Origin of the sequence: Gilvimarinus agarilyticus, from assembly GCF_000832015.1 — a bacterium.
Lineage (GTDB): Bacteria > Pseudomonadota > Gammaproteobacteria > Pseudomonadales > Cellvibrionaceae > Gilvimarinus > Gilvimarinus agarilyticus.
On sequence record NZ_JXCJ01000001.1, the window covers coordinates 303,623 to 316,806 of the forward strand.

The window sequence follows — 13,184 nt, forward strand, 5'->3', positions numbered from 1 at the left end:
GGAGACTATACGCTAGGTAGCCAGCGTCCACTGCTCCAATAATTTATCTTGCGCACTGATAGGCTCTTGCCCCTCTTCAGGTTGCATATGAACATAGCTACCATCGCTTTGCAAAATCCACGAGTGAGTATTATCGGCCAAATAGAGCTTCATGTCGGCAATAATTTGGTCGCGTATCTTTTTTACTTTTACCGGAAAGCAAGTTTCTACCCGGTGAAACATATTGCGAATCATCCAGTCGGCACTGGAGCAAAACACTTGCGGGTGGCCTTGGTTTTCAAAATAGAACACCCGAGTGTGCTCTAAAAAGCGGCCTACGACTGAGCGCACCTGAATATTTTCGGATTGCCCCACAACCCCTGGGCGCAGCTGACAGACACCGCGCACAATTAAATCAATTTGCACACCGGCGTTAGACGCCTCGTACAGAGCAAGTACCAGCTGCTCTTCATAAAGAGAATTCATTTTAGCAATAATGCGCGCCGGAATACCTTTTTTGGCATTTTCGGTTTCTTGCTGAATATACTTCAGCATACCTTTATGCAAAGTAAACGGCGCGTACATCAGCTCGCTCATTTTTGACGCTTTGCCCATACTGGAGAGCTGAATAAAAATCCGGTACACATCGGCGCAAATATCGGTATCGGAAGTCATCAAGCCGTAATCGGTATAGAGCTTGGTGGTTTTGGGGTGATAGTTACCCGTACCCAAATGCACATAGTAGCGCAGTTTTTTCTCTTCGCGCCGAGCCACCAACAACATTTTGGCGTGAGTTTTATAGCCCACTACGCCGTAAATGACGTGAATGCCGTAGCGTTGCAACCGCTCTGCCAGAGCAACGTTTTGCTCTTCATCAAAACGCGCTCGCAACTCGACAATAGCGGTGACCTCTTTGCCAGCTTTGGCCGCGGCCACCAACGCATCAACCACCGGAGAATTAGAGCCCGTGCGGTACAAGGTTTGCTTAATAGCCAGTACGTGCGGGTCTACCGCGGCCTCGCGTAAAAAGTCCACCACAGATTGAAATGAATCGAACGGGTGATGCAGTAAAATGTCGTTCTTTTTAAGCGCCTGGAAATAATTGTCGGCTCGCTTAGGCAACTTGGGCATCGACTGCACAAAAGGCTTAAAAAACAGTTCGGAGTCATCCACCAAATCAAACAGGTCAGACAAGCGATTTAAGTTAACCGGGCCATCAACGCGGTATAAATCTCGTTTATGGATCTCGCAGCGACTGAGCAAAAACTCTTCGATATCAGCCGGGCAGGTGCCGGTGATCTCCAGCCTAACTTCATCGCCGTACTGGCGATAAACCAACTCACCCTGAACAGCACGCAGCAAATCATCGGTTTCCTCTTCATCGAGAAAAATATCGGAATTGCGCGTTAGGCGAAACTGGAAGCAGTCAATAACTTCCATACCGACAAAGATCTCCCCCATAAAGTGATGAATAATGGAGGACATAAACACAAACTCACGGCCGGCTTTAGCGACTCCGTCGGGAAGCGCCACCATGTTGGGAAGCGAGCGAGGTACCTGCACAATCGCCCGGCCCGAGTTACGGCCAAAAGCATCTTTACCGTCGAGCTTGACGATGAAGTTAAGCGACTTGTTTAAAATCCGCGGAAACGGGTGCGCCGGATCCAGCCCGATGGGGCTTAACAGCGGCAGAACTTCGGTAGAAAAATAGTCGCGCAAGTAGGCAACTTGCGTTTCAGTCCACTCGTCGCGACGTACAATATAAATATCGCGTTCACGCAACAGTGGGATAATTTCTTTGTTGAGTATACTGTACTGCTCGGTCACCAATTGGTGAGAGATTTGGGCAATGGCCGCCAGATTATCGGCATGACCCAGCCCGTCAGAAGGTATAGCACTGGTACCTACTTCTAACATCTGCACTAACCCACCGACCCGAACCTCAAAAAACTCATCCAGATTGGTGGAAAATATACACAAAAAACGCAGGCGCTCTAGCAGCGGTAGGGTACGATCGTAAGACTGATATAAGACCCGCCGATTAAACTCCAGCAGGCTTAACTCGCGATTGAAAAACTGCTCTGACACAACAACCTCCTGTTGGGGCCCAGGCACGCACTGGGCGCCGAAAACACATCGCCTCAGAATATGACCAAATTATGACAGAAATAAGTCAGGCAGGCGCGATTTCCCTCAATGAACCCCCGTTTATTGGCAGCGATACACGGTAAAGTGCTGGCGACCATCGACGATACTGGACGAGGGCACCACGGTATCGCCCCCCAGTTGTGCCGCCTCGTTGCGGGCCATGGTGGCCAACTCTTCGCTCATTTTTCCTTCACTGCGAGTAAAGGGCCCCATACCATCCATCACGCTGGCGGTCACGTGGCTTATTTGCTTGCACTGGGTAATATCCTGAGGCGCCGCCAGGGTAACCTGACGGGCGTCTTCTTCCAGCTCAACCCAACTGCAGCTTGCCATCAGGCAAACAGAGGCCAGCAACAACGAGTTTTTCATGGTTAGCTCCTATTCGATGACCAACATAAACGCTGTGGCGCTTAGTCTTCCAGCCCCAGGTTCGTCACTATCCGCGAGATGGGCTCGGCTTGATTCATGGTGTAAAAGTGCAAACCGGGCGCCCCGCCCTCTAATAAAGTCTCACACAACTCGGTAATCAATTCTTCACCAAAGTCGCGCAGCGCCTCGGCGTCGTGCTCGTAGCTTTCCAGTCGCTTGCGCAGCCAGCGGGGTATATCCGCGCCGCAAGAGTCGGAAAAACGCATGAGATTACGGAAGTTAATAATAGGCATTATGCCGGGATAAATCGGCTTATCGATACCCACCTTAGCGCACTGATCCATGAAATAGAAATAGGCATCAGGGTTAAAAAAGTACTGGGTAATGGCATTGTCAGCGCCGGCATCAAACTTACCCTTTAAATAACGGACATCGTCTTCATAGCTCTTGGCCTGCGGGTGTACCTCTGGGTACGCCGCTACCTCCAGCTCAAAAGTGTCGCCAAAGTGCTCGCGAATAAACGCCACCAGCTCGTTCGCGTAAACCAGCTGGTACGAGCCACCCACGCCCGAAGGCATATCGCCGCGCAAGGCCACGATACGCTCGACACCGGCGTCGCGGTACTCACTAAGCAACTGTTTAATGGTTTGCTCGTCGTCACCGCCAAAAGACAAGTGCGGCGCTACCGGCGCATCCAACGCATTAAACTGCTTTACCAGATTTTTGGTGTTATCACGGGTCGAGCCACCAGCCCCGTAAGTCACCGAAAAAAAGTCGGGTTCGAACTCGGCTAACGCATCGCGCACGCCCGCAAGCTTAACCCGCCCTTCATCGGTTTTGGGCGGGAAGAACTCAAAACTGAGGCGTAAAGAATCTTCACTCATAATCGTTTCCTATGGTTCTGCGTCAGACATCCGACGCCAGACGTCTGACGTACTTCACCAATTAATATTTATAACTCTCAGGCTTGTAGGGGCCGTTAACTGCGACACCGATGTATTCGGCCTGCTCTGGGCGCAGCTGGGTGATAACACCACCAAAACCTTCAACCATATGGCGCGCCACCTCTTCGTCGAGCTGCTTAGGCAATACTTTTACGTACACAGAGGCGGGCTTGTCAGCCACCGATAAATCGGCAAATTTGTGATCGTATAAGTAGATTTGCGCCAGCACTTGGTTGGCAAACGAGCCATCCATAATACGCGATGGGTGACCGGTGGCATTGCCCAGGTTCACTAAGCGGCCTTCGGACAACAACAATAGGTGATCGCCCGCTTTGCGGTCGCGGTAGATCTTGTGAACCTGAGGTTTCACCTCTTCCCACTCCCAGTTTTCACGCATGTAAGCGGTATCGATTTCGTTATCAAAGTGGCCGATGTTACAGACCACAGCCCCGTTTTTTAGGGTTTGCAGCATGGCCGCGTCACACACATTAGAGTTACCGGTAGTGGTGACCAACAGATCGGTTTTACCTAACACTTCAAGGTTGATGTCCGCAGCGTTGCCAGTGTTAACACCGTCATTGTAAGGGGACACCACTTCGTAGCCATCCATACACGCCTGCATGGCGCAGATCGGATCGATCTCGGTGACTTTTACAATCATGCCTTCCTGACGCAGCGATGCCGCCGAGCCTTTACCCACATCACCGTAACCAATCACCAGGGCTTTTTTACCCGACAACAAGTGATCAGTGCCGCGCTTGATGGCGTCGTTCAGGCTGTGGCGACAGCCGTATTTGTTGTCATTTTTGCTTTTGGTAACAGCATCGTTAACATTAATGGCCGGAACTTTAAGCGTGCCTTTCTTCAGCATATCTTGCAGGCGGTGCACACCGGTCGTAGTTTCTTCCGAAATGCCGTGAATGTTATCGAGCATAGCCGGGTACTTCTCGTGCACCAGCTGAGTTAAGTCGCCGCCGTCATCCAAAATGATATTGGCATCCCACACCTCGCCGTCTTTTAGTACGGTTTGCTCGATACACCACCAAAACTCTTCCTCAGTTTCGCCCTTCCAGGCAAATACCGGAATGCCGGCAGCGGCAATAGCCGCAGCGGCGTGATCTTGCGTCGAGAAAATATTACAGCTTGACCAACGGACTTCGGCACCCAAAGCGATCAGAGTTTCGATCAACACCGCCGTTTGAATGGTCATGTGAATACAACCCATGATCTTAGCGCCCGCCAGAGGCTGCTGCGCCGCATACTGCGTGCGCAGCGCCATCAGCGCAGGCATTTCGCCCTCGGCGATATCTATTTCACGGCGACCCCACAAGGCCAGTTTTTGAAATTCTTCGGCAGAGCCGGCAGCGACTTTGTAGTCGGTAAAATTGGTTGTAATAGTCATTGTTCCTCCGGTGTACGGGTTATGGAGAACGGGGAACGAACCCGAACTCCAGAAGTTTGTTTTAAAGCCTAGCTTTTCTAGCGTTTATCAATGCCGATAGTTTGGCATAGACACGCTCCATGTCTTCGCTCAGCGTGCCGGCCTGTATAAACGTCAGTTGCTCACAAATAATGTTTTGTGTTTCTAATTCGGCCAACGAGCCTCTAGCAATATAAAGAAAACGTAAAAATTCTTTATCGCCGTCGCGAGCTGAGCCCTCCGCGATATTACTAGCCACGCTAACAGCAGCGCGACGCATTTGGCCTATTAGCCCAAACAACTCTTCTTTGGGCTAATCTCCTGTCAACTCATAAACTCTCTTGACTAACGCAATGGAGTCTTGCCAAACAGTCAGCTGCGTGTGCCGCCTTTTAACACTGCGTCCCTGCATTTCCGTTCTCCCTTGGCCGTTGTCCGTTCCCCTCTCTTAAAGGTACTTCTTCAACAACCCAGCCTTATCGGTTTTCTCCCAGGTAAAGTCGGGCAGCTCGCGGCCAAAGTGGCCGTAGGCGGCAGTTTGACGATAAATAGGGCGCTTGAGGTCGAGCATTGCGATCAGCCCGCGCGGGCGCAGATCAAAATGTTCACGCACTAAAGTGGCAATTTCCGCATCGGGCAACTTGCCTGTACCAAAGGTGTTAATGGAGATAGACGTAGGCTCCGCGACACCGATGGCGTAGGAAACCTGAATTTCACAGCGGCTGGCGAGGCCCGCAGCGACAATATTTTTCGCAACATAACGGCCGGCATAGGCGGCCGAACGATCCACCTTGGAGGGGTCTTTACCAGAGAATGCACCCCCGCCGTGACGGGCCATACCACCGTAGGTATCGACGATGATTTTACGCCCTGTTAAGCCGCAATCACCTACCGGGCCGCCAATAATAAACTGGCCGGTGGGGTTAATGTGGTACAGGGTTTCATCGTGCAGCCACTCGCCGGGCAACACGGGCTTAATAATCTCTTCCCGCACCGCCTCTTGAAGGTCGGCCAGATTAACGCTCGGATCGTGCTGAGTGGATAACACCACAGCATCAACCGCCACCGGCTTACCGTTTTCATAGCGCAACGTCACCTGGCTTTTCGCATCGGGGCGCAGCCAATCGAGCTTACCGTTTTTGCGCAGCTCGGCCTGTTTTTCTACCAAGCGGTGGGCAAAATAGATAGGCGCCGGCATCAGCACGTCGGTTTCATCCGAGGCGTAGCCAAACATCAATCCCTGATCGCCCGCCCCCAAATCTTTTTGCTCAGCTTCATCCACGCCCACAGCAATATCGGCCGACTGCTTACCAATAGCATTCAGCACAGCGCACGAGGCGCCGTCAAAGCCAACGTCTGAGCTATCGTAACCGATGTCCAAAATCACCTGGCGGATCAAGTCCTCCAGGTCAACATAGGTAGAGGTGCGGACTTCACCGGCGACAATAGCCATCCCGGTTTTTACCAGAGTCTCTACCGCTACGCGGGATTCCGGGTCATCTTTTAAAATCGCATCCAGTACCGCGTCGGATATTTGATCCGCCAGCTTATCGGGATGGCCTTCCGAAACCGACTCGGAAGTAAATAGTGCGTATTCGGCCATAGCGTAGCTCCTGCCAAGCAAATAAAAAATTAAATAGAGGGTTTAAAAAATTGTCGCAGCTGTACCTGAAACCCATTGCGCAGCGCGATGTACAAACTCTGGCCTTCGTTAAGGCCGGCCTCGCGGGCCCAGCCGGTAAAATCGGCCGGTTCAAAGCCTTGCCATAAATCACCACAATTAGCGCGCGCCCAATCTTGCTCGTGTCGGCATAAATCCGTCACCAGTAGAGCGCCACCCGGGGCCAGTGCTTCACTTAAGTCTTTAAAAATATCCAACGGCGAAGGCGTGTGGTGCAACACCATATTCATCACGATGCAATCGGCCAGCACCCGATGCTCGGCCAAGCTCGCCGTGTTACCCAAAATAAACTCGACATTGACCAAACCTGCCGCCTCGGCCGAGGCGCGCGAATGCGCCAGCATTTCATCGGCGTTATCCAGGGCCACCACATGGCTAAAACGCTTTGCCAATACCGGCAAAAACTCGCCCTGCCCAGGCCCCACCTCCAGCGCCAATTGGCGACTGGGCAACGGTGTGTTGTTTAACAATTGTGACACCTGCTCACCGTACACTGGGAAGCTGGCGATCAAATCTTGCTGGGCGCGAAATTTGTCGGCATTGGCGGCAAAAAACTGCTGCGAGGCGCTGGCTCGCTCGCTGGCGATCGCGGCACACTGGGTGCGGATGTCGGCGCGCAGCGCCAGCCGGTCGACGCTGATAAACAGCGCCTGCTGCAAATCCGCCAGCGGCTGCTCGGGGGCAAGCATAGCGCGGCGGTAAAAAATCGAGTTGCCCTCGCGCCGGGTGGTGGTTAACCCCGCCCCGGTTAGCAGCTTTAAATGATGGCTCATACCCGACTGGCCCACATCAAAGATGCGCGCCAACTCGGAAACCCCATAGGAGTTTTGCGCCAATACGGCCAGAATCTCCAGCCGCAGCGGATCGGCCGCCGCCTTTAACGGCGTGACCAGCGACTCTGAGTCCAGCTCCGTGCTGGTGGGGGTATCGGCCGCGGCCGCTAATGCGAGTGAGTTTGTCATGGCGGCATAATAACAGCGCAACCAATCTATATCAAAATATTTTGATATAGATTGGCATAATTACCCCAAATTGCCGCCATAAACGCCCGCGCCTTTACTGATGGCGCCGGTTGCGAGAGAATACCGCACCATTTGTGGCGCCTCCGGACGGGATACGAGACCAACACCCCGCCCGCTAGCCCAGATAAGACAAGGTTGCGCAAAACTGATTTAGGCCCGTTAGAGGTCATTTCTGAACTCACACCAGCTACTTTTAAGGAGCCTTGACCCCTATGCCGTCTCGCTACGAACTTGCTAACGCCATCCGTGTACTTAGTATGGATGCCGTCCAAAAAGCCCAAAGTGGCCACCCAGGTGCCCCTATGGGCATGGCCGATATCGCCGAAGTCCTGTGGAACGACTTTTTACAGCACAACCCAGCCAACCCTAACTGGAACGACCGCGACCGCTTTGTGCTGTCTAACGGCCACGGCTCGATGTTGGTCTACTCGCTGCTGCATTTGTCTGGCTACGATTTGCCGATGGAAGAGCTGAAAAACTTCCGCCAGCTGCACTCAAAAACCCCGGGTCACCCAGAGCTGGGCTACACCCCCGGTGTTGAAATCACCACCGGCCCGCTGGGCCAGGGTATCAGTACCGCCGTAGGTATGGCGCTGGCCGAGCGTATGCTGGGCGCACAATTTAACCGCGATGGCCACGACATCGTCGACCACTACACCTATTGCTTTATGGGCGATGGCTGCATGATGGAAGGCGTATCACACGAAACTTGCTCGCTGGCCGGCACCCTGGGCCTTGGCAAGCTGATCGCCTTTTGGGACGACAACGGCATCTCGATCGACGGCCACGTAGAGGGCTGGTTTACCGACGACACCCCTAAGCGCTTTGAGTCGTATGGCTGGCACGTTATCTCTCACGTAGACGGCCACGACCCCGAAKCCATCAAGCTGGCCATTGAAGCGGCCCAGGCCGAAGATCAAAAGCCAACCCTGATTTGCTGCAAAACCACCATCGGTTTTGGCTCGCCTAACAAATCTGGCTCGCACGACTGTCACGGCGCCCCGCTGGGTGACGATGAAGTGGCCGCGACCCGCAAGTTCCTCAACTGGGAGCCGGGTGCGTTTGAAATCCCCGCCGATGTTTACGCCGGTTGGGACGCCAAAGAAAAAGGCGCAAGCGCCGAGAAAAGCTGGAACGAGAAGTTCGAGGCCTATAAAGCCGCCTACCCAGAAGACGCCGCCGAGTACGAGCGCCGCGTTATCAAAGGTGAGCTGCCTGCCGACTTTGCGGCAAACGCCGATGCTTTTATCCAGGAGTGTCACAAAAACCCGCAAAAACTGGCCTCGCGTAAAGCCTCGCAAAACACCATTGCCGCCTACAACAAACTGCTGCCAGAAATGGTCGGCGGCTCGGCGGATTTGGCCGGCTCTAACCTCACCATGTGGGAAGGCTCCAAGCCCGTTAGCGGCGTTAACGCCGATGGCAACTACATCTATTACGGTGTACGCGAATTCGGCATGAGCACCATCATGAACGGTATGAGCGCGCACGGCGGCTTTATCAACTACGGCGCCACCTTCTTAATGTTCCAACAGTACGCCGCCAACGCGGTGCGCATGTCGGCCCTGATGAAGCTGCGCAACGTATTTGTTTACACCCACGACTCTATTGGTCAGGGTGAAGACGGCCCCACGCACCAGCCGATTGAAGTACTCGGCACACTGCGCATGACACCAAATCTAAACACCTGGCGCCCCTGTGACGCCACCGAAACCGCGGTAGCCTGGAAATCGGCCATCGAAGAAACCGACCGTCCCAGCGCACTGGTGTTTTCCCGTCAGGGCATCGATACCGTCGAGCGTGCCGACGATCAAGTGGCCAACATCGCCAAAGGTGGCTACATTCTTAAAGATTGCGCCGGCACCCCCGACGTGATTCTGATTGCCACCGGCTCAGAAGTACCGGTTACCGTTGAAGCGGCCGATAAACTGAGCGCCAGCGGCAAAAAAGTACGTGTGGTGTCTATGCCAAGCACCAGCCTGTTTGATCAGCAAGACGCCGAGTACCGTCAGTCGGTACTACCGTTAGAAGTCTCAGCGCGAGTAGCGGTAGAAACCGCACACGTCGACTTCTGGTGGAAGTACGTGGGCATCGACGGCCGCGTTGTGGGCATGAACAGCTTCGGTGAATCCGCTAAGGGCCCAGACCTTCTGGAGTACTTTGGCTTTACCGTTGACAACATTGTTGCCACCGCAGAAGAACTGCTCGACTAAGCCTTACGGCTCGCCACACCGCACTCTGGCGGTGTGGCACTTTCCCCCCTATTGTTCTACTGACACTCTGTGCTATTTAATTTTAGTCGCGTAAGCGCATCACTATTTGGAGCTACACATGAACGTAAAATTGATGAGCGATCAGGATCTGGCTGGCAAACGCGTCCTGATTCGTCAAGACCTTAACGTCCCCCTGGAAGACGGCAACATCACCAGCACGGTGCGTATTTTAGCCTCGATTCCCACCATCAAAGCGGCACTGGATGCCGGCGCGAAAGTGATGCTGATGTCGCACCTGGGCCGCCCGGAAGAAGGCAGCTATGACGAGTCTGCCTCACTGGCACCAGTAGCCGCCGAGCTTGGCAAGCAGTTAGGCCGCGACGTACCCCTGATTAAAGATTGGGTCGATGGCGTCGACCTGGGCAGTGCCGACGTAGTACTGCTGGAAAACGTCCGCTTCAACGCCGGCGAAAAAGCCAACGATGAATCTCTGGCGAAAAAAATGGCCGCGCTATGTGACGTGTTTGTCATGGACGCTTTTGGCACGGCCCACCGCGCCCAAGCCTCGACCCACGGTGTTGCCAAATACGCGCCCATCGCCTGCGCCGGCCCGTTGCTCGCCAGCGAGCTGGACGCTTTGGGCAAAGCGCTGGATAACCCAGCTCGCCCGCTGGTCGCCATCGTCGGCGGCTCTAAAGTATCAAGCAAATTAAGCGTGCTGGATGCGCTGTCTAAAATTGCCGACACCCTCGTAGTTGGCGGCGGCATCTCTAACACGTTTGTTGCCTCGGCCGGCAACGAAGTGGGCAACTCTTTGTACGAGGAAGACTTGATCCCCGAAGCCAAGCGCCTGCGCGAAACCACCGACGTGATTTTTGCCACCGACGTGCGCACCACCAAAGACGGCTTTAGCGACTGGAGCCACGACAGCAAAACCGAAGTCAAAGACGCCAGCGAAATCCAGGCCGACGAAGAGATCATCGATTACGGTCCGGAGACGGCGGCACGGGTTGCCGAGATTATCAAAAACGCCAAAACCGTTTTGTGGAATGGCCCCTGCGGCGTATTTGAATACGACGCCTTTGCCAAAGGCACCGAAGTGATCTCACGCGCCATTGCCGAGAGCGAAGCCTTCTCGGTCGCCGGCGGTGGCGATACGCTGGCCGCGATCGACAAGTGGAACCTGGCCGACAAAATCAGCTACGTCTCTACCGGCGGCGGCGCGTTTTTAGAATTCGTCGAAGGCAAAAAACTGCCGGCGGTTGAAATTTTAGAAGAGCGTGCTAAAGGTTAAGCGTTCACCAGCCCGCATAAAAAGGCGAGCCCAATGGCTCGCCTTTTTATTGCCCGCGCACCATGCGCGTTGCAACATTAAGCGGCCATATGCGCGCGTTCACAACTTTGCAGCTTATTTGAGCGTAATATATCCCCATTGAGAGATATGAAGAGTCCGATAGCGACTAGCCGGCGTGAATGACTGGTACGGCCTCACGCTCACTACACCGCAAAACACAAGGACGACAGGTATGAGCAACGCCACTCCAGCGTTAAACGAAACCGTATTCAAGCTTAAATCGTTAAATGCCCACCTTAACGAGCTAGAAACTTTACTCGGCAAAGAACATTTGCTGTCTGTCCCTACCCACCTCGAAATAGACTTTTTGAGTGAGTGTAACTTACGCTGCCAAATGTGCCATCAAGCCAAATATGTCATGCCACACGGTAAACTCACAGAGCTCCAGCTCAACAAACTCATTGATCGGCTACCCTATATAGAAACTGCCATGATTGCCGGACTTGGCGAACCACTACTCTATAAGAAGATAGGAGATTTTTTGCCATTCTTAAGAAGGTACGCGGTACAGTCTCATTTGTTCACCAACGGCATGCTAATCGATAAACACCTAGACACCCTAAAAAACCTTAACAAGATAAGCATTAGTTTTGACGGAGACAACAAAGACACATTTGAATTTCTACGCAGCCGGGCAGATTTCGATAAGATAGTTAAGAATATGGCGGCCCTTCGGTCGACCTCAAGCGACCTATGCCTGGCAACCAGTACCGTCATCTCCAGCAAAAATATCAATGAGATTGTTGGGATCGTAAAAATTGCGATAGAGGTAGGCCTTAACGAAGTCCATTTAAGCCCAGTGGATCACACCCCGTCGTTAGAATTAAAGAAGACGGACATTGCCAACTTTACAGCGCAAATAGAACAAGCGCAGCAACTTGCTCAAAGCGCTAATTTAACAATATTCAATAATATTAAAACAGAAGATTTTCGCGAAGACAGAAATTCAGAGATATCAAAAGAAGACAAACAAAACGTTAGCGAACTGTTTCCTGACTCTCCGCCCACACCACAAAATCCCCAAGAGAAGGACGAGGATCTGGACGCTATCAAAATACTAAGTTCAAACGGCGTCTTCGTACACGAGTTACCTGCTGCCGAGGAGCGCATTGAGCTAGAGCATCGTTACCGCAAGCTCAAAACCCGTTATAACGAGCTGTTTAAAGTCGCATTAAGCGAACCGAATCGCCTAAAAATACCCGACTGTTCAGCTCCCTGGAAATACACCTTTGCACGCAGCAACGGACAAGCCAGGCTTTGTCCGTACGCGGATATTGATGTGGGAAAAGTAGAAGATGTCCTGGGAGCTGACTATAACTCACCACTATTAGAAAAAATAAGGCGCTCGTTGGCTGACAAGCGTCCTCTTTTAGCCGTCTGTCAAAACTGTACCGACGACCACCGCAAGTTTCGCGGCAAAGAGACAAAATCTTACTTAAATAGCTTAATTGCGAGTATCAAATAGCGACCAAAGGACACATCTAACAGAATGTTTTGCGGTAGGTGGGCTCTACTACCTATATAACTCACCTGCGACCGTGGCCCGACAACGCTATCACACTAATTTATTTTGTAAAAATAAGACTAGACAACCCGGAATAATCGCTATACAGTGCTCACCAGCTAGAGATCGACCTTGCGTTTAGTTCTACATTTCGACGTTTTATTCGTAACACCTCGTCCTGCAGTTTTAAATATCAGTCTACCTTTTATGCTATTCAAGCCTCTTATGGGCACTTTTATATCTAAATTTCAGGATGTTGTTATGTCTACTACTCAAGGAACCGTTAAGTGGTTCAACGAAGCAAAAGGTTTTGGTTTTATCGAGCAGAGCTCGGGCGGCCCAGATGTATTTGCTCACTTTAGCGCCATTTCTGGCTCGGGCTTTAAAACTCTGGCCGAAGGCCAGCGCGTTGAGTTCACCGTAACTCAAGGCCAAAAAGGTCCTCAAGCTGAGAACATTGTTGCGGTATAAGTAACTCTGTCGCGCTAGAGCAAAAAAGCAAACCGCGAGGTTTGCTTTTTTTATGCCTGTCGTTTGGGTAATACCCCAA

General features: G+C 52.5%; 11 protein-coding genes. 4 read left to right on the forward strand and 7 right to left on the reverse strand.

Going from position 1 to position 13,184, the window contains the following annotated elements:
• Positions 1 to 12: 12 nt before the first annotated feature.
• The 7 genes from ppk1 to SD69_RS01400 form a co-directional block, all read right to left on the reverse strand.
• Entirely contained in the window at positions 13 to 2,067 is a 2,055-nt protein-coding gene (gene ppk1 / locus SD69_RS01370) for a polyphosphate kinase 1 (protein ID WP_052480791.1), read from the reverse strand.
• A 120-nt stretch (positions 2,068 to 2,187) separates the two neighbouring features.
• The gene (locus SD69_RS01375) at positions 2,188 to 2,496 is read right to left on the reverse strand and encodes a DUF4156 domain-containing protein (RefSeq protein ID WP_041521781.1); all 309 of its coding nucleotides are present in this window, start codon (positions 2,494 to 2,496) and stop codon (positions 2,188 to 2,190) included.
• Between the two features lie 41 nt (positions 2,497 to 2,537).
• Entirely contained in the window at positions 2,538 to 3,380 is an 843-nt protein-coding gene (metF, locus tag SD69_RS01380) for a methylenetetrahydrofolate reductase [NAD(P)H] (protein ID WP_041521782.1), read from the reverse strand.
• Between the two features lie 61 nt (positions 3,381 to 3,441).
• Positions 3,442 to 4,842, reverse strand: coding sequence for an adenosylhomocysteinase (gene ahcY / locus SD69_RS01385; protein ID WP_041521783.1), 1,401 nt, complete (start codon positions 4,840 to 4,842; stop codon positions 3,442 to 3,444).
• Positions 4,843 to 4,903: 61 nt separating this feature from the next.
• Positions 4,904 to 5,161, reverse strand: a complete 258-nt coding sequence (locus tag SD69_RS01390) for a four helix bundle protein (RefSeq protein ID WP_041521784.1) — start codon at positions 5,159 to 5,161, stop codon at positions 4,904 to 4,906.
• 147 nt (positions 5,162 to 5,308) lie between these two features.
• On the reverse strand, positions 5,309 to 6,463 hold the full coding sequence (metK, locus tag SD69_RS01395) for a methionine adenosyltransferase (RefSeq protein ID WP_041521785.1): 1,155 nt from the start codon (positions 6,461 to 6,463) through the stop codon (positions 5,309 to 5,311).
• A gap of 29 nt (positions 6,464 to 6,492) precedes the next feature.
• Complete coding sequence (locus tag SD69_RS01400; RefSeq protein ID WP_052480793.1) at positions 6,493 to 7,503, reverse strand: ArsR/SmtB family transcription factor; 1,011 nt, start codon at positions 7,501 to 7,503, stop codon at positions 6,493 to 6,495.
• Between the two features lie 272 nt (positions 7,504 to 7,775).
• Here SD69_RS01400 and tkt point away from each other — a divergent pair, with 272 nt between their 5' ends.
• From tkt to cspE, 4 genes are all read left to right on the forward strand, one after another.
• Positions 7,776 to 9,776: a transketolase gene (tkt, locus tag SD69_RS01405; protein WP_041521786.1), complete on the forward strand. Its 2,001-nt coding sequence runs from the start codon at positions 7,776 to 7,778 to the stop codon at positions 9,774 to 9,776.
• A 118-nt stretch (positions 9,777 to 9,894) separates the two neighbouring features.
• On the forward strand, positions 9,895 to 11,070 hold the full coding sequence (locus SD69_RS01410) for a phosphoglycerate kinase (RefSeq protein ID WP_041521787.1): 1,176 nt from the start codon (positions 9,895 to 9,897) through the stop codon (positions 11,068 to 11,070).
• A 232-nt stretch (positions 11,071 to 11,302) separates the two neighbouring features.
• Positions 11,303 to 12,595 (forward strand): radical SAM/SPASM domain-containing protein, encoded by a 1,293-nt coding sequence (locus tag SD69_RS01415; RefSeq protein ID WP_041521788.1) that lies wholly within the window; start codon positions 11,303 to 11,305, stop codon positions 12,593 to 12,595.
• Positions 12,596 to 12,895: 300 nt separating this feature from the next.
• Positions 12,896 to 13,105 (forward strand): transcription antiterminator/RNA stability regulator CspE, encoded by a 210-nt coding sequence (gene cspE / locus SD69_RS01420; protein WP_041521789.1) that lies wholly within the window; start codon positions 12,896 to 12,898, stop codon positions 13,103 to 13,105.
• Positions 13,106 to 13,184: the final 79 nt, after the last annotated feature.

Bases quoted from the DNA above. Each gene is read 5' to 3' on its own strand.
- SD69_RS01400 (WP_052480793.1), bottom strand. From the start codon at position 7,503: ATGACAAACTCACTCGCATTAGCGGCCGCGGCCGATACCCCCACCAGC.
- SD69_RS01410 (WP_041521787.1), top strand. From the start codon at position 9,895: ATGAACGTAAAATTGATGAGCGATCAGGATCTGGCTGGCAAACGCGTC.
- SD69_RS01415 (WP_041521788.1), top strand. From the start codon at position 11,303: ATGAGCAACGCCACTCCAGCGTTAAACGAAACCGTATTCAAGCTTAAA.
- metK (WP_041521785.1), bottom strand. From the start codon at position 6,463: ATGGCCGAATACGCACTATTTACTTCCGAGTCGGTTTCGGAAGGCCAT.
- ahcY (WP_041521783.1), bottom strand. From the start codon at position 4,842: ATGACTATTACAACCAATTTTACCGACTACAAAGTCGCTGCCGGCTCT.
- metF (WP_041521782.1), bottom strand. From the start codon at position 3,380: ATGAGTGAAGATTCTTTACGCCTCAGTTTTGAGTTCTTCCCGCCCAAA.
- SD69_RS01375 (WP_041521781.1), bottom strand. From the start codon at position 2,496: ATGAAAAACTCGTTGTTGCTGGCCTCTGTTTGCCTGATGGCAAGCTGC.
- cspE (WP_041521789.1), top strand. From the start codon at position 12,896: ATGTCTACTACTCAAGGAACCGTTAAGTGGTTCAACGAAGCAAAAGGT.